22 protein-coding genes and 1 pseudogene are annotated in these 22,100 nt (G+C 73.1%); 11 read left to right on the forward strand and 12 right to left on the reverse strand.

The window, feature by feature from the left end:
- Position 1: 1 nt before the first annotated feature.
- The 4 genes and pseudogenes from purL to JOE38_RS14080 all read right to left on the reverse strand — a co-directional run bounded on the left by purL (position 2) and on the right by JOE38_RS14080 (position 4,240).
- Positions 2–2,365 (reverse strand): phosphoribosylformylglycinamidine synthase subunit PurL, encoded by a 2,364-nt coding sequence (gene purL / locus JOE38_RS14065; protein WP_204576837.1) that lies wholly within the window; start codon positions 2,363–2,365, stop codon positions 2–4.
- The gene (purQ, locus tag JOE38_RS14070; RefSeq protein ID WP_204576838.1) at positions 2,362–3,057 is read right to left on the reverse strand and encodes a phosphoribosylformylglycinamidine synthase subunit PurQ; all 696 of its coding nucleotides are present in this window, start codon (positions 3,055–3,057) and stop codon (positions 2,362–2,364) included. Before purQ ends, purL begins: the two co-directional genes overlap by 4 nt.
- Positions 3,058–3,209: 152 nt before the next feature.
- A pseudogene (gene purS, locus JOE38_RS15965) lies at positions 3,210–3,449 on the reverse strand (phosphoribosylformylglycinamidine synthase subunit PurS); the annotation flags it as partial.
- A 107-nt stretch (positions 3,450–3,556) separates the two neighbouring features.
- A complete protein-coding gene (locus JOE38_RS14080) occupies positions 3,557–4,240 on the reverse strand; it encodes a DUF2848 domain-containing protein (protein WP_204576840.1) in 684 nt (227 codons plus the stop codon).
- A 164-nt stretch (positions 4,241–4,404) separates the two neighbouring features.
- Between JOE38_RS14080 and JOE38_RS14085 the strand changes: the two genes are divergently transcribed.
- Positions 4,405–5,808 (forward strand): MFS transporter, encoded by a 1,404-nt coding sequence (locus tag JOE38_RS14085; protein WP_204576841.1) that lies wholly within the window; start codon positions 4,405–4,407, stop codon positions 5,806–5,808.
- A 15-nt stretch (positions 5,809–5,823) separates the two neighbouring features.
- Here the strand turns inward: JOE38_RS14085 and JOE38_RS14090 are convergent, their stop codons facing one another.
- Positions 5,824–6,561, reverse strand: coding sequence for a FadR/GntR family transcriptional regulator (locus JOE38_RS14090; RefSeq protein ID WP_239544841.1), 738 nt, complete (start codon positions 6,559–6,561; stop codon positions 5,824–5,826).
- 263 nt (positions 6,562–6,824) lie between these two features.
- Here JOE38_RS14090 and JOE38_RS14095 point away from each other — a divergent pair, with 263 nt between their 5' ends.
- From JOE38_RS14095 to JOE38_RS14110, 4 genes are read left to right on the forward strand one after another with little or no spacing between them, the layout of a single operon-like run.
- Positions 6,825–7,736, forward strand: a complete 912-nt coding sequence (locus JOE38_RS14095) for an ABC transporter substrate-binding protein (protein WP_204576842.1) — start codon at positions 6,825–6,827, stop codon at positions 7,734–7,736.
- Positions 7,737–7,763: 27 nt separating this feature from the next.
- On the forward strand, positions 7,764–9,362 hold the full coding sequence (locus JOE38_RS16070; RefSeq protein ID WP_204576843.1) for an amino acid ABC transporter permease/ATP-binding protein: 1,599 nt from the start codon (positions 7,764–7,766) through the stop codon (positions 9,360–9,362).
- A 2-nt stretch (positions 9,363–9,364) separates the two neighbouring features.
- Positions 9,365–9,775 carry a RidA family protein gene (locus tag JOE38_RS14105; RefSeq protein ID WP_204576844.1) on the forward strand — a complete coding sequence of 137 codons (411 nt, stop codon included), beginning with the start codon at positions 9,365–9,367 and terminating at the stop codon, positions 9,773–9,775.
- Complete coding sequence (locus JOE38_RS14110) at positions 9,772–10,893, forward strand: acetamidase/formamidase family protein (protein ID WP_204576845.1); 1,122 nt, start codon at positions 9,772–9,774, stop codon at positions 10,891–10,893. Before JOE38_RS14105 ends, JOE38_RS14110 begins: the two co-directional genes overlap by 4 nt.
- 31 nt (positions 10,894–10,924) lie before the next feature.
- Here the strand turns inward: JOE38_RS14110 and JOE38_RS14115 are convergent, their stop codons facing one another.
- Positions 10,925–11,599 carry a GntR family transcriptional regulator gene (locus tag JOE38_RS14115; protein ID WP_204576846.1) on the reverse strand — a complete coding sequence of 225 codons (675 nt, stop codon included), beginning with the start codon at positions 11,597–11,599 and terminating at the stop codon, positions 10,925–10,927.
- Positions 11,600–11,627: 28 nt separating this feature from the next.
- Here JOE38_RS14115 and JOE38_RS14120 point away from each other — a divergent pair, with 28 nt between their 5' ends.
- On the forward strand, positions 11,628–12,467 hold the full coding sequence (locus JOE38_RS14120) for a carbon-nitrogen hydrolase family protein (RefSeq protein ID WP_204576847.1): 840 nt from the start codon (positions 11,628–11,630) through the stop codon (positions 12,465–12,467).
- 74 nt (positions 12,468–12,541) lie between these two features.
- On the opposite strand, the gene JOE38_RS14125 is transcribed toward JOE38_RS14120, so the two are convergent.
- Positions 12,542–13,531, reverse strand: coding sequence for an aldo/keto reductase (locus JOE38_RS14125; protein WP_204576848.1), 990 nt, complete (start codon positions 13,529–13,531; stop codon positions 12,542–12,544).
- A 124-nt stretch (positions 13,532–13,655) separates the two neighbouring features.
- Between JOE38_RS14125 and JOE38_RS14130 the strand changes: the two genes are divergently transcribed.
- Both JOE38_RS14130 and JOE38_RS14135 read left to right on the forward strand, forming a co-directional pair.
- Positions 13,656–14,141 (forward strand): Fur family transcriptional regulator, encoded by a 486-nt coding sequence (locus JOE38_RS14130; protein WP_239544842.1) that lies wholly within the window; start codon positions 13,656–13,658, stop codon positions 14,139–14,141.
- Positions 14,142–14,218: 77 nt separating this feature from the next.
- Positions 14,219–15,748 carry a catalase gene (locus tag JOE38_RS14135; RefSeq protein ID WP_204576849.1) on the forward strand — a complete coding sequence of 510 codons (1,530 nt, stop codon included), beginning with the start codon at positions 14,219–14,221 and terminating at the stop codon, positions 15,746–15,748.
- A gap of 71 nt (positions 15,749–15,819) precedes the next feature.
- Here JOE38_RS14135 and JOE38_RS14140 read toward each other — a convergent pair whose 3' ends face one another.
- The 3 genes from JOE38_RS14140 to JOE38_RS14150 all read right to left on the reverse strand — a co-directional run bounded on the left by JOE38_RS14140 (position 15,820) and on the right by JOE38_RS14150 (position 17,742).
- Positions 15,820–16,581, reverse strand: a complete 762-nt coding sequence (locus tag JOE38_RS14140) for a hypothetical protein (protein ID WP_204576850.1) — start codon at positions 16,579–16,581, stop codon at positions 15,820–15,822.
- A gap of 67 nt (positions 16,582–16,648) precedes the next feature.
- Positions 16,649–17,170, reverse strand: coding sequence for a GNAT family N-acetyltransferase (locus JOE38_RS14145; RefSeq protein ID WP_307838889.1), 522 nt, complete (start codon positions 17,168–17,170; stop codon positions 16,649–16,651).
- Positions 17,167–17,742 (reverse strand): GNAT family N-acetyltransferase, encoded by a 576-nt coding sequence (locus JOE38_RS14150; protein WP_239544843.1) that lies wholly within the window; start codon positions 17,740–17,742, stop codon positions 17,167–17,169. The genes JOE38_RS14145 and JOE38_RS14150 overlap by 4 nt, the downstream gene beginning before the upstream one ends.
- An 86-nt stretch (positions 17,743–17,828) precedes the next feature.
- On the opposite strand from JOE38_RS14150, the gene JOE38_RS14155 reads away from it, so the two are divergent.
- The 3 genes from JOE38_RS14155 to JOE38_RS14165 are packed head-to-tail and all read left to right on the forward strand — an operon-like array spanning position 17,829 to position 20,511.
- Positions 17,829–18,980, forward strand: coding sequence for an AI-2E family transporter (locus JOE38_RS14155; RefSeq protein ID WP_204576852.1), 1,152 nt, complete (start codon positions 17,829–17,831; stop codon positions 18,978–18,980).
- Positions 18,977–19,774 carry a DUF1206 domain-containing protein gene (locus JOE38_RS14160; protein WP_204576853.1) on the forward strand — a complete coding sequence of 266 codons (798 nt, stop codon included), beginning with the start codon at positions 18,977–18,979 and terminating at the stop codon, positions 19,772–19,774. The genes JOE38_RS14155 and JOE38_RS14160 overlap by 4 nt, the downstream gene beginning before the upstream one ends.
- A complete protein-coding gene (locus tag JOE38_RS14165) occupies positions 19,771–20,511 on the forward strand; it encodes a PhzF family phenazine biosynthesis protein (protein WP_204576854.1) in 741 nt (246 codons plus the stop codon). The genes JOE38_RS14160 and JOE38_RS14165 overlap by 4 nt, the downstream gene beginning before the upstream one ends.
- 54 nt (positions 20,512–20,565) lie before the next feature.
- On the opposite strand, the gene JOE38_RS14170 is transcribed toward JOE38_RS14165, so the two are convergent.
- On the reverse strand, positions 20,566–21,897 hold the full coding sequence (locus tag JOE38_RS14170; RefSeq protein WP_204576855.1) for a hemolysin family protein: 1,332 nt from the start codon (positions 21,895–21,897) through the stop codon (positions 20,566–20,568).
- A complete protein-coding gene (locus tag JOE38_RS14175; protein ID WP_204576856.1) occupies positions 21,894–22,037 on the reverse strand; it encodes a hypothetical protein in 144 nt (47 codons plus the stop codon). The genes JOE38_RS14170 and JOE38_RS14175 overlap by 4 nt, the downstream gene beginning before the upstream one ends.
- Between the last annotated feature and the right edge of the window lie 63 nt (positions 22,038–22,100).

The following is a 22,100-nucleotide window of genomic DNA, read 5'->3' on the forward strand; positions in this document are numbered from 1 at the left end:
CTCATGCCTCCACGGCGGTGCCGAAGCGGGCGGGGAGCGTGGCGCGGTGGATCCCGCGCAGCTCCTCGACCGACAGGGTGAACAGGCCCTGCAGCTCGAGGCCGGGCGCCTGCGCGTCCGTCACCCCGATGCGGAGCACGGGGTAGCCGCGCCCCTCGCAGAGGCCCTGGAACTTGACGTCGTCCTCGCGGGGGACCGTGACGAGCATCCGGCCGGTGGACTCCGAGAAGAGGGCGGTCGCCGCGTCGACGCCGTCGCGCTGCACGATGCCGTCGAGCCAGACGCGCGCGCCGACGCCGAAGCGCATCACGGACTCCGCGAGCGCCTGGCCGAGGCCGCCGTCCGAGAGGTCGTGCGCGCTCGCGACGAGCGACTGCGTGGCGCCCGCGGCGATGAGGGAGGCGAGCTCCTTCTCGGCGCCGAGGTCGACCACGGGCGGGACGCCGCCGAGGTGGTCGTGCACGGTGCCGGCCCAGGCGGATCCGTCGAGCTCCTCGCGCGTGACGCCGAGGAGGTAGATGTTGTCGCCCTCGTCCTGCCAGCCGGAGGGGATGCGGCGCGCGACGTCGTCGATCACGCCGAGCACGCCCACGACGGGCGTGGGGTGGATGGCCTGCGTGCCCGTCTGGTTGTAGAGGGACACGTTGCCGCCCGTGACGGGGATCTCGAGCTCCAGGCAGCCGTCCGCCAGGCCCTCGACCGTGCGGCTGAACTGCCACATGACCTCGGGATCCTCGGGGCTGCCGAAGTTGAGGCAGTCGCTCACGGCGACGGGCGTGGCGCCGGACGCGGCGACGTTGCGGTACGCCTCCGCGAGGGCGAGCTGCGCGCCCGCGTACGGGTCGAGCTGGCAGAAGCGGCCGTTCGCGTCGGTCGCGACGGAGAAGCCGAGGCCGCTCTCCTCGTCGACGCGGACCATGCCCGCGTCGTCGGGGAACGACAGGGCGGTGTTGCCCATGACGTAGCGGTCGTACTGGTCGGTGATCCACGACGCGTCGGCGAGGTTCGGGCTGCCGAGCAGCTGGAGGAACTGGTCGCGGATGTCGTCGGGCACGGTGGGGCGCGCGAGGCGCGACGCGGAGTCGGCCTGGAGGGCGTCGATCCACGTGGGGTAGGAGACGGGCCGGTCGTACACCGGGCCGTCGACCGCGACCGTGCGCGGCTCGACGTCGACGATGCGCTCGCCGTGGTGGTCGATGACGAGGCGGCCGGTGTCGGTGACCTCGCCGAGCACGCTCGTCTCGACGTCCCACTTGCGGACGACCGCGAGGAAGCCGTCGAGCTTCTCCGGCTTCACGACCGCCATCATGCGCTCCTGGCTCTCCGACATGAGGATCTCCTCGGCCGTGAGCGACGGGTCGCGCAGCAGCACCTCCTCGAGCCGGATGTGCATGCCGCCGTCGCCGTTGGACGCGAGCTCGCTCGTGGCGCAGGAGATGCCGGCAGCTCCCAGGTCCTGGATCCCCTCGACGAGGTCCTTCGCGAACAGCTCGAGGCAGCACTCGATGAGCACCTTCTCGGCGAACGGGTCGCCGACCTGCACCGCGGGGCGCTTGGTGGGGCCGCCGTCGGCGAACGTGTCGCTCGCGAGGATGGAGGCGCCGCCGATGCCGTCGCCGCCCGTGCGGGCGCCGAACAGCACGACCTTGTTGCCCACGCCGCGCGCGTTGGCGAGATGGAGGTCCTCGTGGCGGAGCACGCCGACCGCGAGCGCGTTCACGAGCGGGTTGCCCTGGTACACGCGGTCGAAGTAGGTCTCGCCGCCGATGTTCGGCAGCCCCAGGCAGTTGCCGTAGAAGCTGATGCCCGCGACCACGCCGTGCACGACGCGCGCGGTGTCGGGGTCGTCGATGTCGCCGAAGCGCAGCGCGTCCATCACGGCGACGGGGCGCGCGCCCATCGAGATGATGTCGCGGACGATGCCGCCGACGCCCGTGGCCGCGCCCTGGAACGGCTCGATGTAGGAGGGGTGGTTGTGGCTCTCGATCTTGAAGGTGACCGCCCAGCCCTCGCCCACGTCGACGACGCCCGCGTTCTCGCCCATGCCGACCATGAGGTCCTTCTTCATGGACTCGGAGACCTTTTGGCCGAACTGGCGCAGGTACTTCTTCGAGGACTTGTAGGAGCAGTGCTCGCTCCACATGACCGAGTACATGGCGAGCTCGCCGCTCGTGGGGCGGCGGCCGAGGATCTCGCGGATCTTGAGGTACTCGCCCTCCGTGAGCCCGAGCGCCGCGTACGGCTGCTCCTTCTCGGGGGTGCGCTCGGCCATCTCGACGGTGTCGGCGACGTGGCGGCGTGCGCTGCGTCCCTCTCCCGCGGGGGTCTCGGTGGGGACGGATGCGGGATCGGGGTGGACGCTCACTGCGCGAGGACTCCTTCGAGGACGGACGTGAAGAGACGGAGGCCGTCGACACCGGAGCGCATGGCGGCCGGGGTGTCCGGTCCGAAGCCCTCCTCGACGGCGTGCTCGGGGTGGGGCATGAGGCCGACGACGTTGCCGCGGGCGTTGGTGATCCCGGCGATGTCGCGCAGGGATCCGTTCGGGTTGCCGCCGAGGTAGCGGAAGGCCACGCGGCCCTCGCCCTCGAGGCGGTCGAGCGTGTCGGCGTCGGCGATGAAGCCGCCCTCGCCGTTCTTGAGCGGGATGGTGATCTCCTCGCCCGCGGTGAACGCGTTCGTCCACGCGGTGCCGGTGGCCTCGACGCGGAGGCGCTGGTCGCGGCAGACGAAGTTCCCGGCCTCGTTGCGGATCAGTCCGCCCGGCAGCAGGTGCGCCTCGGTGAGCATCTGGAAGCCGTTGCAGATGCCGAGCACGGGGACGCCGCGCTCGGCCGCGTCCACGACCTCGCGCATGATCGGCGCGAAGGCCGCGATGGCGCCCGCGCGGAGGTAGTCGCCGTAGCTGAAGCCGCCGGGGAGCACGATCGCGTCGACGCCCTGGAGGTCGTGGTCGCCGTGCCAGAGCGCGACCGGGGTGGCGCCCGCGAGACGGACGGCGCGCTGCGCGTCGCGGCCGTCGAGGGATCCCGGGAAGGTGATGACCCCGACGCGCATCAGCGCTGCTCCGCCGCGGCGGAGCCGTGGGGGAGCGGGTGCGCGGCGACGTCGGTGTCGGCCGTGCCGCCGTCGGCGACCGTGTGCTCGTCGGTGACGTTGCCCGAGGACATGTCGGCCTCGGCGCTGATGCCGAAGCCGTCGAGCCCGGCGACGTGGACGCTGATCACGTCCTCGATGACGGAGTTGGAGAGCATGTCGGCGGCGAGGGTCTGGACGTCGGCGAGCAGCGCGTCGTCCACCTCGCCCTCGACGGTGAGCTCGAAGCGCTTCCCGATGCGGACGCCGGTGAAGCGGTCCTTGCCGAGGCGGGCCAGGGCGCCGGCCACGGCCTTCCCCTGGGGGTCGAGCAGCTCGGCCTTGGGCATCACTTCGACGACGATCGTGGGCACGATGGGACTCCGGATTCCTGGAGGCGGGTGGATGCGCTCAGCGTACCGGACGGCCGCGCCCCGCCGGGCGGGGCCGACGGGGCGGGCGCGCGGCGCGCGGGGAGGGATCAGCCGATCGCCTCGGGCAGCAGCTCCACGCGGTAGGCGGCGTCGATGGTCTCGCCCGTGGCGGGATCCTCGAGCTGCACGCGCCAGCGCGACGCGAACTGGTCGACTCCCGGCACCATCGCGACCGTGCCCGAGATGAGCACCGTGCCGGGGACGCGGAGCCCCCGCTGCTCGAGAACCTCGAGCCAGTGGTCGGGCGTGAGGAGCGCGGCGAGCGTGGAGTCCTGGATGAGCTCCTCGGCACCCTCCTCGCCGACCCAGCCGCGCAGGCGGATCGCGTCGAGGCGGTCGCGCACGTCGGCGAGGCGCCAGGCCTTGCGTCCGAGCACGTCGGGTCCGGCGTTCTTGCTCCACGCGACGCCGTGCACCTCGAGGGCGCGGTCGGTGTGGTCGCACGCGACGGTGAGGAGCACGTCGTCGTCGGTGATCACGAGGGCCCACTCGGCCTCGCCCGAGGTGCGGCCGTGCTGCGCGGGCACCGTGTCGGCCTGCGACGCGAGGTACGGCGCGACGGGGTAGAGCGCGGGCGTCGTCTCGGGTCCGGGCACGCCGAGCTCGGCCAGCTCGTCGATGTGCGCCTGCACCTCGGCCTGGTCGCGGCCCGCGTAGCCGGCGTTGAGGAGCGACACGACCTCGACGCTCGGGGTGGATCCGTCGGGCAGCTGGAAGCGCAGGGTGGTCATCGGTCCTCCGGTGGTGTTTCGAGCGTGTGAAGAAATGCGGGTCCGGGCGCCTCGGCCATGGTGCCGGGGCTCCGGTATGCCTACTGTATACAGCACACCGACCGGACGCCGGGCGGGATCCGATCGCCGGATCCGCCGCCCGGCTCCCTCACCCGAGGAGCCCCATGGCCGACGACCCCACCGCCTCCCCGGCGGCGACCGCGCCCGCATCCGGCGCGCACGCCGCGGCTGCCGCGACCGAGAAGCCCACCCGCCGCGAGCTCGTCAAGGCGTTCACCGCGAGCCTCACCGGCACCTCGCTCGAGTGGTACGACTTCGCCGTCTACTCGGCGGCCAGCGCCGTCGTGTTCCCCGTCGTGTTCTTCCCGTCGTCGGACCCCTACACGGCGACGATCCTCGCGTTCTCCACCTACGCGGTCGGCTACGTGTCGCGCCCCGTCGGCGGGTTCGTCTTCGGGCGGCTCGGCGACAAGATGGGCCGCAAGCCCGTCCTCGTGCTCACGCTGCTGCTCATCGGCATCGCGACGTTCCTCATCGGCGTGCTGCCGGGCTACGCGACCATCGGGCTCGCGGCGCCGATCATCCTGGTGCTGCTCCGCTTCGCTCAGGGCGTGGGCGTCGGCGGCGAGTGGGGCGGCGCGGTGCTGCTCTCGAGCGAGTTCGGGGATCCACGCAAGCGCGGGTTCTGGTCGTCGGCCGCGCAGGTCGGGCCGCCCGCCGGCAACCTGCTCGCCAACGGCGCGCTCGCGCTGCTCACGGTGCTGCTCACCGAGGAGGACTTCCTCGACTGGGGCTGGCGCGTGGCCTTCCTCCTCTCGGCGCTGCTCGTGGCGTTCGGCCTCTGGATCCGCCTGAAGCTCGAGGACACCCCCGTGTTCAAGGCGCTGCAGGAGCGCGGCGACCGGCCGAGCGCGCCCATCTCGGAGATCTTCCGCACGCAGGGCCGCCCGCTCGTCGCCGCGATCCTCTCCCGCGTCGGACCCGACGTCCTCTACGCGCTCTTCACGGTCTTCACGCTCACCTACGGCGTCAACTCGCTCGGCTTCGAGCGCTCGCAGGTGCTCGTGGCGGTGCTCGTGGGATCCGCCGTGCAGCTGTTCACGATCCCGTTCGCGGGCGCCGTGAGCGACCGGATCAACCGCCGGGCCGTGTACGCCGCCGCCGCGGTGGGCGCGGCCGTGTGGGCGTACGTCTTCTTCGCGATCACCGACGGCTCGTCGACCTTCGTGCTCGGCGTGGGCATCGTGCTCGGCCTCTTCTTCCACTCCTTCATGTACGGGCCGCAGGCGGCGTACATCATCGAGCAGTTCTCGCCGCGGCTCCGCTACACGGGCGCCTCGCTCGCGTACACGATCGCGGGCGTGATCGGCGGGGCCATCGCGCCGCTGATGTTCACGATCATCTACGAGGAGACCGGCAGCTGGGTCGGCATCGCGCTGTACCTCACGGCCGCGGTCGTGCTCACGCTCGTGGGCCTCGCGATGGGCCGCGACTCGGACGTGTCCGAGGACGAGGAGTACGTGCGCACGGGCGCCGAGGGCGTGGCGGCGGCGGTCAGCGGGCGCTGACCCGGGGGATCCGGCTCACCCGGCGGCGTCGGCGGTCCGCGGACCGCCGACGCCGTCGTCGTCCTGGGCGGCGCGCGCGATGAGCTCGCGCACGTCCGCCAGGTGCCCGGCCATGGCGCGCTCCGCGCCCGCCACGTCGTGGGCGGCGACCGCCTCGTGGATCGCCCGGTGACCGCGGACCGAGATGCGGCGCCCGCGTCGCGTGGCGTGCGAGTGCGCGCGCACGTCGCCCGTCCAGTCGCTCGCCATCGTGCAGAGCGCCGAGAGCAGGGGGTTCTGCGCGGCCTGCGCGAGCAGCAGGTGGAACTCGACGTCGAGCCGCAGGGACTCGGCCTGCCGCAGGTCCTCGCTCGAGCGGTCGAGCACGTCGGACAGCTGCAGGACGTTCGCCGGCGTCGCGCGCAGGGCCGCGAAGCCCGCCACCCGCGGCTCGATGACCTCGCGCAGCTCCGCGACGTGATCCGCCGACATGCGGTCGGGCACCAGCCCCCGCAGCCGGGTCACCTCGTCGGACGGTCGCATCACGATGGTCCCGCGGCCCGGCGTCCGCTCCACCAGGTGCTTCGACTCGAGCTCGTGCATGGCCTCCCGCAGCGACGAGCGCGACACGGACATGCTCAGCGCCAGCTCGCGCTCCGCGGGCAGCTTCGTGCCGGGGGCGAGCTCGCCGGTGGCGATGAGGCGCTCGAGGTGGGCGACCAGCTCCACGGGCACGTTGCGCGACCGACGCATGCCCGGGATGGAGGAGGTCATCGGCGTCTCCTCGGTGCGCGGGGTGCTGCCCGGGTGCGGATCCCGGCGGTCGGTCCGCTCAGCATAGGCGTCGGCGCTCGCTGCCGACCTCGCGTCGGATCCCGGTGTTTCGGCCGTGTGAAGAGGCTGTTACCAGTCGCGACCGGGGCTCGTGCTGTCCTCGCGCGCCGAATACCTTCTCCCTCACTTGGTCCGACCATCCGGCCGATCACCTCGTCACGCGGCGTCCCTCCCCGTCGCCGCGCCCTCCCGAAAGGACCCCCGTGATCCGAGCGCTCCCCGGTGCCGCCGCCCTCGCCGCCGCCCTCCTCCTCCTGACCGGCTGCGCGAGCAGCGCCAGCGCGGGCGGCGAGGCCGCCGCCGCGAAGTACGCCGACCTCGCGAAGGGGGCCACGTGCTCCGCCCTCCGCGAGCAGCACCCCGACTGGGTAGGGAAGACCCTCACCAACGCCATCAACCCGCACACGCCCGGCTACGAGTCCGTGAACGCGGACGACCCGAGCGTCTACGAGGGCTTCGACATCGACCTCGGCGAGGCCATGGGCGCGTGCCTCGGCTTCACGGTCGACTACGTGCCCGTCGCGTTCGCCGAGCTGATCCCGACCATGGCGAGCGGCCAGGCCGACTTCGTGATCTCCGACATCTACGCGACCGAGGAACGGGCGGCCAACGCCGACTTCATCACCTACTCGAAGGTCTTCGACGGCCTCCTCGTCGCGAAGGGGAACCCGAAGAAGCTGACGGGGATCGACACCTCGCTCTGCGGCACCACGGTCGCGCTCAACAAGGGCTTCGTGGAGGTGCCGCTCGTCGAGGGGCTCGCCGCCGACTGCGAGAAGGAGGGGAAGGCGGCCCCGACCGTGAGCCTCTTCGACGGCAACGCGGACTGCGTGCAGGCGATCCTCGCGGGACGGGCCGACACGTACATCAACGACGTCAACACCGTGAACCGCTTCGTGAAGGAGCACCCGGACGACCTCGACAAGGCCACGGCGGTGACGCTCGACTACAAGATCGGCATCGCGGTGCCCCAGGAGCAGACCGGATTCCGCGACGCCATGGAGGCCGCGCTCGTCGCCGTCCAGGACTCCGGGCTGCAGCAGCAGCTCGCTGCCGACTGGGAGCTCGACGAGAACGCGGTCGAGGCGCCCACCATCCTCAGCACCACGGACTGACCCGACGACGGCACCGGAAGGATCCCCGTGGACCAGTTCCTGCACTACCTCACCCTCCCGTACCTCCTCCAGGGCATCGGAATCACCGCCCAGCTGACGCTCTACGGCTTCGTCGGCGGGCTGCTCGTCGGCGGCGTGCTCGCGGCCATGCAGCTCAGCCGGTTCCGCGCGCTCGCCGTCCTCGCGCGTGCCTACACGGTCATCTACCGCGGGACGCCGCTGATCCTGCAGCTCGTGTTCGTCTTCACGGCGCTGCCCCACGTGGGCATCGTGCTGTCGCCCATCGCGGCGGGGGCGCTCGCGCTCGCGCTCAACGAGGCGGCGTTCTTCGCGGAGATCCTGCGCTCGGGCGTGCGCGGGGTGGACGCGGGCCAGACCGCCGCCGCCCGCGCCCTCGGCATGGTGCCGCGCGTGGTCATGCGCCGCGTCGTGGGGCCGCAGGCGGCGCGCTCGATGGTCCCGGCGCTCGGGAACGAGGCCGTGTCGACCATGAAGAACAGCGCGCTCGCGTCGATCATCGCCGTGCCCGAGCTCACCCTCCGCAGCCAGCAGCTCGCGTCGAGCACGTTCGAGTACTTCAGCATCTACTTCGCCTCGGCGGTGATGTACCTGCTGCTCACGGGGATCATCACGGTGACGCAGCTCCTCGTCGAGGACGCGGCCGACCTCGACCGCACGCACCGCAGGTCGTTCCTGTCGCGGCTCGTGCCGCGTCGGCGTGACCGGGCAGCGGCGTCGGGCGGCGCGGATGCCGGCGGCGTCGCGGCGGTGGATCCGGTCGCCGAGGCGGCCGTCGCGAGCCCGGGCGGCGCCGCGAGGGCCGGCTCGGCGGATCCCGCCGCGCGCGTCCCCGGCCCGTCCATCGTGGAGCTGCGCGGCGTGCGGAAGTCGTACGGCCGGAACGAGGTGCTCCGCGGCATCGACCTCACCATCCGCGCGGGCGAGGTGATCGCGCTCCTCGGCCCGAGCGGATCCGGGAAGAGCACGCTGCTGCGGACCGTCAACCGGCTCGAGACCGTGGACTCCGGCGAGGTGCTGCTGGCCGGACGCCCCATCGGCCTCGACGCATCCGGCCGCCCGGCGCCCGAGGCCGCGGTCGCCGCCCAACGGGTGGAAGCCGGCGTCGGCATGGTCTTCCAGCAGTTCAACCTCTTCCATCACCTGACGGCAGCGCAGAACGTGGCCGCGCCCCTGCGCTGGGTGGCCGGCATGGATCCCGCCGCCGCCGAGGCGCGCGCCCGCGAGCTGCTCGACGGGGTCGGGCTCGCGGCCCGCGCCGACGTGCTGCCGCGGCACCTGTCCGGCGGGCAGCAGCAGCGCGTCGGGATCGCCCGCGCCCTCGCCGGGAGCCCGCGCGTGCTGCTGCTCGACGAGCCCACCAGCGCCCTCGACCCCGAGCTGGTGGCCGAGGTGCTCGCGGTCATCCGGGGTCTCGCACACACAGAAGGACTCACCATGCTCATCGCCACCCACCAGATGCGGTTCGCCCGCGACGTGGCCGACCGCGTCGTCTTCATGGCCGGGGGCGTCGTCGTCGAGGACGGCCCGGCCCGCCAGGTCATCGACGCGCCGCGGGATCCCGTCACAGCGCGCTTCGTGAACGCCATGAACCAGGCGGAGGCGTGACCATGACGACGCGCACCGTCCACTCCTTCGACGCCTCCACGGGCGTCCCGCCGCAGGTCGGCCCGTTCGCGCATGCCACCCGCTGGGGTGACACGCTCTACGTGACCGGGCAGATGCCGACGGATCCCGCGACCGGCGAGCTCGTCGACGGCGGCCTCGTCGCCGAGACCCGGCAGGTGCTCGCGAACCTCACGGCCGTGATCGCCCACTTCGGCGCCACGCTCGACGACGCCCTCATGGTGCGCGTCTACCTCACCGACTTCGCGGACTTCGACCGCTTCAACGCGGAGTACCGCTCCTGGTTCGCCGGGCCGCTGCCGAGCCGCACCTGCGTGGGCGTCACGGGGCTCGCGGTCGGCGCGACGGTCGAGATCGACCTGGTCGTCGGGATCCCGGGCGGGGGCACGCGATGAGCGGCGGCGTCCTGCAGTCCGGCACCGGACCGGTCCTCGGCCGGCACCACCTGCCGTCGCGGGCGGACGAGATCCGCTGGGGCTGGCTCCCGACCGCGGAGAGCCGACCCGCGCTGACGGTCGCGTCGGGGGAGACCGTGACGATCGACACCGTCAGCCACGAGGGGATCCTCGACGACCAGGGCCGGGATCCCGTCGCCTACCTCGCCCAGTTCGGCGTCGGGCGCGACCGCGTGCTCGACGACGCCGTGGACATCGCGGCGAGCGGCGTCCCGAACACGGAGGCGGACGGCCCGCACGTGGTCACGGGTCCCGTGGGCGTCCGGGGTGCGCGACCGGGCGACGTGCTGCGCGTCGACGTGCTCGACCTGGCGCCGCGCGTGCCCTACGGCTTCATCAGCAACCGGCACGGATTCGGCGCGCTCGCCGGGGAGATGCCGGCCGACCCGCACTCGCTGGCCACGCGCGACGTCGACACGATCATCACCGGCGGATCCGTCAGCCACTTCGCCTGGGTGGAGGAGCGCGCCGGGAGCAGCGTCGGCGTGATCCACGCGGGCGACGCCCGCACGCTCGCCTTCCCGCTCGCGCCGTTCCTCGGCCTCATGGCGGTGGCGACGCCCGGGTCCGACGCGCACCACTCGGTGCCGCCGGGGCGCTTCGGCGGCAACATCGACGTGAAGCACGCGATCGCCGGGTCGACGCTCTACCTGCCCGTGCTCGCCGACGAGGCCCTCTTCTCCACGGGTGACCCGCACTTCGCGCAGGGCAACGGCGAGGTCGCGCTCACCGCGTTCGAGGCGCCGCTGCGGGCGACCCTCCGGCTCACGACCCTCTCGGGCGCCGAGGCGCGGCGCGCGACGGGCGGGCTCGCGGAGCCGGTGCTCGAGAACGCGACGCACTGGATCCCCACCGGCATGGACGTGGACCTCGACGTCGCGATGCGGAACGCCGTGCGCAACGCGGTCGACTTCCTCGCGGCGCGCTTCGACCTCGCACGCTCGGTGGCGCTCGCCTACCTCTCGGCGGCGGGCGACTTCGAGGTGTCGCAGGTCGTGGACCAGGTGAAGGGCGTCCACTGCATGATCCGCAAGGCGGACTTCGCGGCCTGGCACTGAGGTGCGCGGCTGTGGGGCGGGCGGATCCGCGTCAGGCGCGCAGCAGCACGTCGAGCGTGACGGCGAGGTGCCGGTCGATCGCGTCGCGGGCCGCCTCGGCGTCGCCCGCGGCCAGCGCGTCGACGATGCCGGCGTGCTCCTCGCAGACCCGGTCCTGCCGGTCGGTGGCGCGGTAGAGCGCCTCGACGCCCACGAGGATCTGTCGGGCGCGGAGCTTCGCGTAGGTGCGGCTCATGAGCTCGCTGCCCGCGGCGTCGACCAGGAGCTGGTGGAAGCGGCGGTCGTGCTCGATGAACTCCCGGCCGCTCTCGCGCGGCGGCGTCGCGACCATGGCGCGCTGCTGCTCGAGCACCTCGCGCATGGCGTCGAGCGGCGTGCGGTCGTGCTCCACCGCGCTCGTGGCAGCATGCCGCTCGAGCACGCCGCGCAGCTCCATCAGCTCGGCGATCTGGCGGCCCGTGATGACGGGGATGCGCGCGCCGCGCTTGGGGATCATCTCCACCAGGTCGTCGGCGGCGAGCAGCAGCAGGGCCTCGCGGACGGGCGTGCGGGAGACGCCGATGCGCTCGGCGAGCTCCTGCTCGTTGAGGAACGCGCCCTGCTGGTCCGGGTCGGTGAGGACGTGCGCGTGCAGGAACTCGTAGGCCCGCTCGCGGCCGGAGAGGGCGCTCGCCGAGGTGCCTGGATCGCCCGCCCGTTCTCGCATACGCTATGTATACATCACGAGGAGGACCATGAAGATCGCGCTCGCACAGATCATCAGCTCGCCGGATCCCGGGGAGAACCTCGCACGGATCACCGCGTTCGCCGAGGACGCCGCGCGGCAGGGCGCCGAGCTCGTGGTGTTCCCGGAGGCGGCGCAGCGGGCGTTCGGGAATCCGCTGCCCGAGATCGCGGAGCCGCTCGACGGGCCGTGGGCGACGGGCGTGCGGGCGGTGGCTGACCGCCTCGGCGTCGTGATCGTCGCCGGCATGTTCACGCCCGGCGTCGAAGGCCGCGTGCGCAACACCCTCCTCGTCGCCCGGCCCTCCGGCCAGGACGCCGCGGGCGCCGGCTCGTACGACAAGATCCACCTCTTCGACGCGTTCGGGTTCCGCGAGTCGGACGCCGTCGACCCGGGCGAGAGCGTCGCCGTGATCGAGGTCGGCGGCACTCGCGCCTCCCTCGCCACCTGCTACGACGTGCGCTTCCCCGCGCTGTTCCTCGCGGGCGCCGACCGCGGCGCCGTCATCAGCATCGTGTGCGCGAGCTGGGGCGCCGGCCCCGGCAAGGCCGACCAGTGGGACCTCCTGCTCCGGGCCCGCGCGCTCGACTCCACGACCTTCGTCGTCGCGGTCGGCCAGGGCGACCCCGCGACGCTCGAGGCCGGATCCCGCGGCCACGACCCCGCGAGCGGCGCGCCCACCGGCATCGGCCGCAGCGCCGTCGTCTCCCCGCTCGGCGAGGTGCTGCACCGCCTCGGCGGCGAGGAGGAGCTGCTCGTGGTGGACATCGACCCGTCGGCCGTCGAGGCCGCGCGCGGCACGCTGCCCGTGCTCGCGAACCGGCGCCGGGGGCTCGAGCAGGCGGTCTGATCCGCATCCACCGCTGCCACGACGCGGGCCCGGCCGCCGAGGCGACCGGGCCCGCATCACGAGGCGTCGACGGATCAGCGCCCGACGGGCGACATGTCCTCGTAGCGGTCGCCGACCGGGGTCGGGAGCGAGGACAGGCGCGCGAGCTGGTCGGCGGAGAGCGTCACGGCATCCGCTGCCACGTTCTCGTCGAGGCGCGTCACGCGCTTCGTGCCCGGGATCACGGCGATGTCGTCGCCCTGCGCGAGGATCCACGCGAGCGCGACCTGGGCGGGCGTCGCGTCGAGCTCGCCCGCGACCGCCTTCACGGCGTCGACGATGCGCATGTTCTGCGCGAAGGCCGCCTCCGCGAAGCGCGGCGACGACGAGCGGTAGTCGGCCGCGGACAGGTCGGCCGCGCTCGAGATCGCGCCGGTGAGGAAGCCGCGGCCGAGCGGCGAGTACGCGACGAGCCCGATGCCGAGCTCGCGCAGCACCTCGAGCACGCCGGCCTCGGGGTCGCGCGTCCAGATGGAGTACTCGCTCTGCAACACCGAGATGGGGTGCACGGCGTGCGCGCGGCGGATCGTGTCGGGCCCGGCCTCGGAGAGCCCCAGGTGCAGGACCTTGCCCTCCTCGACGAGCTCCTTCATCGCGCCGACGGTCTCCTCGATCGGCACGGCCGGGTCGACGCGGTGCTGGTAGAGCACGTCGATGCGGTCGGTCCCGAGGCGCTGCAGCGAGGCCTCGACGGCGATGCGGATGCTCGTGGGCGAGCTGTCCATGCCGCGCTCGTAGTCCTCGGCGTCCTTGCCCGGCGCGTGCTTCAGGAGGCCGAACTTGGTAGCGATGACGATGTCGTCGCGGCGGTCCTTCAACGCGGATCCGACCAGGCGCTCGTTGGTGAACGGCCCGTACGCCTCGGCCGTGTCGAACAGCGTGACGCCCTGGTCGACGGCGCGGTGGAGGGTGCGGATCGACTCCGCCTCGTCCTGCCCGGCGCCGTCGTAGAAGGCGCTCATGCCCATGCAGCCGAGGCCGATGCGGCCGACGTCGAGGCCCGTGCCGGTGTGGATGTGCTTCATGCGGTGCTCCGATCTCCTGCGGCCGGATGGGCCGCACTTCGAGCCTAGGCACGCTCCTGTCCGCGACGCGCCGCGTTCACGCGTTGTTTTGAATCGCTCAAGGGAAGTGTGCTTGACTGCGGCCATGCCCACCGCTCACGCGCACCACCACGCGCCGCCCCTCGACGCCGACGCCCTGCGCGCCGCGCTGCGCGAGGCGGGCCTCCGCGTGACCCGGCCGCGCGTGGCCGTCCTCACCGCGGTCGACGCGGCACCGCACTCGGACGCCGACGAGGTGCTCCGCGCGGTGAAGGGCGAGCTCCCCGGCACGAGCATCCAGGCGGTCTACGGCGTGCTCGGCGCGCTCGCGGCCGCCGGTCTCGTGCGCCGCATCGAGCCCGCGGGATCATCCGCGCGCTACGAGCGCCGGACGGGCGACAATCACCATCACCTCGTGTGCACAGGTTGCAGGACGATCGTCGACGTGGACTGCGCGGTGGGGGAGTCCCCCTGCCTCACGCCGTCCGACTCGGCGGGGTTCCTCGTGGCGAGCGCCGAGGTGACGTACTGGGGCCTGTGCCCCGAATGCCGGACCGCAGCCGCGGATCCCGGTTCCACCGTCGCGGCCTAGCGGTCGCCACCGGCCCGCCCCTCGGCCGACTACCCGAGCCAGCACCTCCCCGTTCCACCGCTGACAGGAGAAACACCATGACCGACCAGAAGTACACGACCACCGACTCCGGCGCCCCGGTCGCCAGCGACGAGCACTCGCTCTCCGTCGGCCCCGACGGCGCCATCCCGCTGCACGACCACTACCTCGTCGAGAAGCTCGCGCAGTTCAACCGCGAGCGCATCCCGGAGCGCGTCGTCCACGCCAAGGGCGGCGGGGCGTTCGGCACCTTCCGCGTCACGGGCGACGTGAGCGCGTACACGCGCGCCTCCCTCTTCCAGCCCGGCGCCGAGGTCGAGATGCTCGCGCGCTTCTCCACCGTCGCCGGCGAGCAGGGAAGCCCCGACACGTGGCGCGACCCCCGCGGCTTCGCGCTGAAGTTCTACACGGACGAGGGCAACTACGACCTCGTCGGCAACAACACGCCCGTCTTCTTCATCCGCGACGGGATCAAGTTCCCCGACTTCATCCGCTCGCAGAAGCGCCTGCCGGGCTCGCACCTCCGCGACCACGACATGCAGTGGGACTTCTGGACGCTCTCGCCCGAGTCGGCCCACCAGGTCACGTGGCTCATGGGCGACCGCGGCCTGCCGAGCTCGTGGCGCCACATGGACGGCTTCGGCTCGCACACCTACCAGTGGATCAACGCGGCCGGCGAGCGCTTCTGGGTGAAGTACCACTTCAAGACCCAGCAGGGCATCGAGATCCTCAAGCAGGAGCAGGCCGACCAGATCGCCGGCGAGGACGCCGACTTCCACATCCGCGACCTCACCGAGGCCATCGACCGCGGCGACTACCCGGAGTGGAAGCTCGAGGTGCAGATCATGCCCTACGAGGACGCCAAGTCGTACCGGTTCAACCCGTTCGACCTCACCAAGGTCTGGTCGCAGAAGGACTACCCGCGCATCGAGGTCGGCACCATGACCCTGAACCGCAACCCGGAGAACTACTTCGCGCAGATCGAGCAGGCCGCGTTCGCGCCCTCGAACTTCGTGCCCGGGATCCAGACCAGCCCCGACAAGATGCTCCTCGCGCGCATCTTCAGCTACGCCGACGCGCACCGCTACCGCGTGGGCACCAACCACGCGCAGCTGCCGGTGAACGCGCCGAAGTCGCCCGTGCACAGCTACTCGAAGGACGGCCAGGGGCGCTACACGTTCCAGGACGCCGGCACGCCCGTCTACGCGCCCAACTCGCATGGCGGCGCGCACGCCGACCCGGCTCGCGCCGCGGAGAGCGCCGGTTGGGAGCAGGACGGCGAGCTAGTCCGCGCGGCCGCCACGCTGCACGCGGAGGACGACGACTTCGTCCAGGCCCGGATGCTCGTCAACGAGTCGATGGACGACGCCCAGCGCGAGCGCCTCGTCGGCAACATCGTCGGCCACGTGAGCAAGGTCACCACGGCCGAGCTCCGCGCCCGCGTCATCCAGTACTGGACGAACGTGGACGGCTGGCTCGGTGCGGCCGTCGCCGCCGGCCTCCCGCCGCTCGCGGGTGACGCGCCCGTCGCCGAGGCCACCCCCGGCCCGACGCGCGACGCGGAGGAGGTCGGTGTCGCGGCTCGCTGAGCCGCGGCGGTGATCCGCTGATCGCACGACACGACGCCCGTCCCCTCGGTGAGGGGGCGGGCGTCGTCGCGTCATCCGCCCGTCGGCACGGCGCGCGGCTCCGCGAAGCCCGCGTCGAGCAGGAGTCGCGAGCCGAGCGGCTCATCGAGGGCCAGCGTGAACGGGGTCGCGCCGTGCCCTTGGCAGCTCTGTCCGCCGGGGAACGGACGCACGCCGAGCGTGACCACGACCTGATCGGGGTCCTGCCGGAGGTCGACGACCTCGATGCGGCCCTCTGCGGTCCGCCCGGATGCGCATCCGCTCTCCGTCACCAGGAGTTCGACCTCCCGCGAGGCCGGGTCCGGCGTCGACGCGAGCGCGACGTCGGGGACCCCGAGGTCGCCGAGGTCCACCTGCAGGGCGCACGCGCTCCGCTGGGACACGAACCACTCCGGCCCTCCGCCCGCCACCGAAGACGCCCGCATGACCACCGCCACCTCGCTGCCGGCCGCGGTCTCCGGGCTGCCGGGGTCCTCGAGGCCGGGCGCGTCCCGGAACAGGGCTATCAGATCGGCGGACTCCTGCGCGAGCGCCCACCCCTCGTCGGGCAGGAGCCCGAGACCGCGGCCGTCGTCCCATGTGGCGACCTCGAACGCGCGGCGCGTCTCCGCGCTCGTCTCCGCGAGCGGCACGGGCGCCGCATGCGCCTCGGCCGGGATCGCGACCCCGCCGCAGAGGTATCCCGTCGGCGCTGCCGTGGACGACCGGTCCGAGGGCGTCGCGGCCGAGGCGCAGCCGGCGAGCAGGAGCACGACGAGGGTCGCGGCGGCGATGGGGGTTCTTCCGGTCGACATCCTGGCTCCTCGGTGCCGTCGGCATCGGCGCCCGCAGCTCCTGGTCAGCTTGGCCTGCGCCGGCCCGTCACGCCAGCGGCAGCTCCATCTCCAGGTCCTTCTGCGTGCGGTCGAGCGCGTACGGCACGCTGCGGCCCGTGAGGACGAAGCCGCGGCGCTCGTAGTAGGCGCGGGCGCGCGGGTTGTCCTCGTGCACCTCGAGGCGGAGGGCCTGCGCGTGCGGGCGGTCGCGGGCCCAGGCGATCACGGCGTCGAGGAGCATGTCGGTGACGCCCGCGGCGCGACCCCTCGCCGACGGCGTGATGTAGACGCTCACGAGCATCACGCGGGTGGGGTCGGTGCCGACGTAGGCGTTCATCGCGCCGAGCCAGCGACCCGTCGTGGGATCCACCGCGGCATAGGCCGTGTTGCCGGGACGCGACGCGCGCAGGGTGCGGCTCTGCCAGTCGGAGTCGGGCCGTGTGAGCGCGCTCTCCAGCGTCTCGAGGTAGGCGAGCGGGGTGTCCTCGAGCATCTCGAGGCGGAGGGCGCGGTACTCGCGCCAGTCCTCGGCGCGCACGCGGCGGATCACGGCACGGGGCGCGCTCACACCAGCTGTCCGTTCACGTGCAGGTCGCCCACGGGGAAGGCGTCGGCGGGCGAGGTGACGGGCAGGATCATCCAGCCGTGGTCCTGGTGCACGACCTCCGCGGCGCCGAGCAGGGTGAAGCCGTTGTAGTGGCCGGTGCGGCCGTCGAGCGTCAGCCAGCCGTGCCGCGCGTAGTAGCCGGTGGTCTCCGCGCCCGTCTCGAGCAGTCCGAAGGGCACGGCGAGGCGGGCGAGCGCACCGCGGATCCCGTCGGCGAGCAGCGTGCCGAGGCCCTGCCCCTGCCGAGCCGGGTGCACGGCGACCATGCCGGTGGATCCCATGAGCAGGTCGTCGGCCGGGTCGCCCTGGCCGTCGCCCAGCTCCACGAAGAGGCGGCGGATCCCGGCGTGCGCCACGAGCTCGTCACCGTCGTGCACGAGGATCCGCAGCTCGGGCTGCGCGCCCGCCCAGCTGCGCGCGCCGGCGTAGCCCTCGGCGAAGTCGGGGAAGGCGAGGGCCAGCAGCGCCGCGATCCCCTCGTGGTCGGCGACGTCGAGCGCGCCCTCGCGGACGACGGAGAGGCGGGGTCCCATGGGTCGAGGGTATCGGCCGGTCACGCGGGTGTCCGGGCCTGGCCGCGGCCCGGTCGCGCGGCCCGCCCGCCCGTAGGGTGGAGCGCATGACCACCCCGCAGTCCGTCTGGCAGGACAAGCTCGGCCGCCTCTCCATCCGCTGCGTGCAGATCCTGGCGGTCCTCGTGGTCGCCATCGCGATCGTGTACGCCGCCATCTCGCTCAAGCTCGTCGTGATCCCGGTGATCATCGCGCTGATCCTCGCGTGCGCCGTGCGCCCGATGGTGCTCTGGATGGAGCGCCGCGGCGTCCCCGACGCGCTCGCCGCGGCCATCGCGCTCCTCACCGGGCTCGTGCTGTTCGGCGGCGCGATCACGGCCGTCGTCTTCGGCGTGCAGAGCCAGTGGCCGACGCTCGTGAAGGCCACCAGCGAGGGCATCGACCAGCTGCAGTCCTTCATCCAGGAGGGCGGGCTGCCCATCGACTCCGCGCAGATCGACTCGATCCGCCAGTCGGCTGTGGACTTCCTCACCAGCAGCCAGTTCGGATCCGGCGCCATCGCGGGCGTCTCCGTCGCCGCCGAGGTCGTCACGGGGGCGATCCTCGGGCTCGTCGTCTTCTTCTACTTCGTCAAGGACGGGCCGCAGATCTGGGCCTTCTTCATCCGCCCGTTCCGCGGTCGCGGCCGGAAGCGCGCGGTGCGCGTCGGTCACGAGGGATCGAAGGTGCTCGGCGGCTACATCCGCGGCACGGCGACCGTGGCGCTCGTCGACACCGTCTTCATCGGCGCGGGCCTCTTCATCCTGGGCGTGCCGCTCGCGCTGCCGCTGTCGCTCGTGGTGTTCATCGGCGCGTTCGTGCCGATCGTCGGCGCCACGGTCGCGGGCATCCTGGCTGCGCTCGTCGCGCTGGTGACCAACGACCTGCTGACGGCGATCATCGTGATCGTCATCGTCGTCGCCGTGAACCAGATCGAGGGCAACTTCCTGCAGCCCGTGGTGCTCGGCAACGCGCTCAAGCTCCACGGCCTGGTCGTGCTGCTGGCCCTGACCGCCGGCACGATCCTCGGCGGCATCATCGGCGCGATCCTCTCCGTGCCGCTCACCGCCGTGGCCTGGACCGCCTGGAAGATCGTGATGGAGCCGGACGAGGAGGACGCGGAGCCGCCGGCGCCCGCGCCCCTCGAACCGGTGAAGAAGGTCGCGCGCGGCCTCACCGCGAAGCTCACGGGCCGCTCCGCTCCCGAGTCCTCGCGGTGAGCGCGACCGGCGCCGCGGCGGGCCTCCAGCGCTCGCCCGGCTTCGCCGTCGCCGCGCGCCTCGGGCACGCGGTCAACGGACTCCTGCACCTGCTGATCGGCGTGGTCGCGTTCCGCCTCGCGACGGGCGGCGGCGGCGAGGCCGACCAGTCCGGCGCGCTCGGCTCCATCGCGGGATCGCCGGGCGGTCGCGTGCTGCTCTGGGTCGTCGTGGTCGGGCTCCTCGGTCTCGGCCTCTGGCAGCTCGTCGAGACCGTGCTCGCGCGCGGCGAGGACGCGAAGCGCACCTGGGCGGCGCGCGCCAAGGAGCTCGGCAAGGCCGTCGCGTACCTGGCGATCGCGGCGACCGCGCTGCGCTTCGCGACCGGCGGATCCAGCGACTCGTCCGAGCAGACGCAGTCGCTCAGCGCGCGGCTCCTCGCGGCGCCCGGCGGCGTCGTGCTGCTCGTGGTCCTCGGGCTCGCCGTCGTCGCGGTCGGCGTCTACTTCGGCTTCAAGGGCGCGACGAAGCGCTTCCGGGAGGACATCTCCGTGCCGTCGGGCTCGCTCGGGCGCGGGATCACGGCGCTCGGCGTCGCGGGCTACATCGCCAAGGGCGTCGCGCTCGTCGCGGTCGGCGTGCTGTTCGTCATCGGCGCGGTCACGGCCGATCCGAGCCGCGCCACCGGCCTCGACGGCGCGCTCCAGTCGCTCGCGGGGCTGCCCGCGGGCGTCGCCGTGCTCGCGATCACGGGGCTCGGCCTCATCGCGTACGGCCTGTACTGCGGCGCTCGCGCGCGCTACGCGAAGCTGTGACGGGCCGCCCGGTCGTGGCGCTCGACGGCGTGCGGCCTGGCGAGGTGCACGTGGTGCGGGTGTTCGCGGACGCGGACGGCGCGCACGGCAACGAGCTCGGGATCGTGCTCGCCTCCCCGCGCACGGACGGCCGGGAGCAGGCGATCGCGCAGGCGCTCGGCTTCAGCGAGACGGTCTTCGTCGACGCGGTGGACGCGCCGGGCGCGGATCCGCTCGGGGCCGCGATCCGCATCCTCACGCCCGCGCGCGAGCTGCCGTTCGCCGGGCACCCGACCGTCGGCACGGCGTGGTGGCTGGCGTCGCGCGGGATCGACGTGGACCACCTGCGGGTGCCCGCGGGGATCGTGCGCGTGGACCGCGCCGGGGACGAGGTGCGCGTGACCGCCGATCCCGCGTGGGGGCCGGAGTTCGCCTGGCACTCCATGGGATCCGTCGCGGAGCTGCTGGCCCTCGACCTGCCGGCCCTCGCGGCGGCGTCGGGCGTCGACCACCTCTACGCCTGGGCGTGGATCGACCAGGCCGCGGGCACGATCCGCGCGCGCATGTCCGCTCCCGCGCTCGGCGTCCACGAGGACGAGGCGACCGGATCCGCCGCCCTCCGGGTCACGGCCCACCTCGGCCGCGACCTCCGCATCACGCAGGGCCGCGGAAGCGAGCTCGTCACGCGGCTGCTCGCTGACGGCCGCGCCGAGGTCGGCGGCAGGACCGTGCCCGACCGCGTGATCCCGCTGCCCTGACCCGCGCGGCCGTCGCCGGGGCCGAGTGCCCGACGCCGGACCCCGTCGGCGCCGCTACGCCGTCCTGCGCTCGGTCGTCCCGGCGCCCTCGTCGTCGCCGTCCGCCGGCTCCTCCCGCGGAACGACGAGGATCTCCGAGATCCGCCGCCGGTCGAGCGCCGTCACCTGGAGGGTCACGCCGTCGACCTCGACCGTGTCGCCGACCTGCGCGAGCCGGCCGAGGTTCTCGATGACGAAGCCCGCGACCGTGTCGGACGCGGAGTCGGGGAGCTTGACGCCCGTCGCCTCCTCGAAGTCCTGGAAGTTGAGGCGGCCGTCGATCGTGCCGCCGTCCTCCGCGAGGTCGCGTGCGGCCGAGTCGGTGTCGTACTCGTCGAAGATCTCGCCGACGACCTCCTCCACGAGGTCCTCGAGCGTGACGATGCCGTCGGTGCCGCCGTACTCGTCCACGATCACCGCGATCTGGTGGCCCTCGGCGCGCATCATCGTGAGCGTCGGCAGCACGCGCGCGGTCGCCGGGAGATACGGGATGGGGCGGAGGATCTCGGACACGGGCCGCGTGGGATCCGCCGCGATCGCCTGGTAGAGGTCGCGCACGTGCACGAAGCCGATGACGTCGTCGATGGTCTTGTCGACCACCGGGTAGCGCGAGTACGGCCGGTCCTGCACGTCGATGCCCGCCTCGCGGACCGTGCCGGTGCCGTCGAGCGCGGCGATCTCGGGCCGCGGCTTCATCACCTCGCTGAGCTGACGGTGGCGGAGCGAGAGCACGTCGTCGAGGATCCGGCGCTCGTCGTCCGGGAGGCCCTCGTGGCTGGAGACGATGTCGCGGAGCTCCTCCTCGCTCATCTCCTCGCCGGTCTTGTGCGGGTCGCCGCCGAGGAGGCGGACTACCAGGTCGGTCGAGACGGAGAGGAGCCAGATCACCGGGCGCATGAGGATCGCGAAGCCGTTGAGCACGGGCGCGACGCCGTACGCGAAGCCGGCGTTCCGCTGGATGGCGAGCCGCTTGGGCGCGAGCTCGCCGAGGACGAGCGACAGGTAGGCGATCATCAGCGTGAGCAGGAGCGTCGCGATCGTCGACGCGAGGCCCGACTCCAGGCCCCACGACTCGAGCACCGGGACGACGGACGGCGCGATCGACGAGGCGCCGTACGCGGCCGACGCGAAGCCGGCGACGGTCACGCCGATCTGCACCGCCGCGAGGAAGGTGTTGGGGTTCCGGGCGAGCGCGGCGACCTTCTCGCCGCGGCGGCCGCGGGCGGCGAGGGCGTTGAGCTGGCCCTCGCGGAGGGTGACGAGCGCCATCTCGGTGGCGGCGAACACGCCGCCGACGAGGACGAACACCACGACCAGGACGATGTTGAGGACGAGGTCGCCGTTCACGAGCGGGGGCCGGTCGGGCGGGTGGCGGTCGAGAGGCCGTCGGTCGGTCCGGTGGCGTGGAGGGTGCGGGGCGTGCCCGGGGTCGTCCGGGCGCCGGGACTGTGGCTGTCGGGAGCGGGCTCCCGCGCGGTTCTGTGCATGGATCGAGGGTAGTGGAGCGGGTGGGGAAATAGCCGGGCCGTCGTCGGGCGGCGGCCGTGGCA

It is taken from the genome of Clavibacter michiganensis, assembly GCF_016907085.1.
GTDB classification, from domain to species: domain Bacteria; phylum Actinomycetota; class Actinomycetes; order Actinomycetales; family Microbacteriaceae; genus Clavibacter; species Clavibacter michiganensis_O.